Here is a 511-nt window from a genome sequence, read left to right on the forward strand (position 1 = left end):
TCCTGCAGAGCCTGGCCGCCTGCGCCGTGTTCGCGGTCGCTCTGCTGTTGCTTCGCTATGGCGAATCACTGATCGCGGGCTTTGGCCTGCTGGCGGCGCTGATGCTCGGTGCGGCCCTGATCCTGCCGGCGTTTCTCGAACTGCTCCTGCTCGCGGGTCAGCGCGCCGCGCGCAAGCCGCTCGCGCTGTGGTTCTGGGCGGACAGCCGACAGCAGCTCTCCGGGCTGTCACTCGCGCTGATGGCGCTGCTGCTCGCCCTCGCCGTCAATGTCGGCGTGTCAACCATGGTCGAGACGTTCAGCCGCACCTTCATCGGCTGGCTGAATGGACGGCTCGCAGCCGATGTCTACGTCAGCACCTCCGACAATGCGCAGGCCCTCGCCATTCGAAACTGGCTGCGCGAGCGCAGCGACGTGCAGGCGATCCTGTCGGGTGGCCGCGCCGAGGCGCTGGTTCAGGGGCAGCCGGTGGAACTGCTCGGCCTGCCCGACCACACGCTCTATCGTGAGCG

General features: G+C 68.1%; 1 pseudogene. It reads left to right on the plus strand.

Features of this window, described 5'->3' with window-relative positions:
• Positions 1-511: pseudogene (locus MOV75_RS41535) on the plus strand (ABC transporter permease); the annotation flags it as partial.

Source organism: Bradyrhizobium sp. PRIMUS42 (assembly GCF_023006515.1).
GTDB lineage: Bacteria > Pseudomonadota > Alphaproteobacteria > Rhizobiales > Xanthobacteraceae > Bradyrhizobium.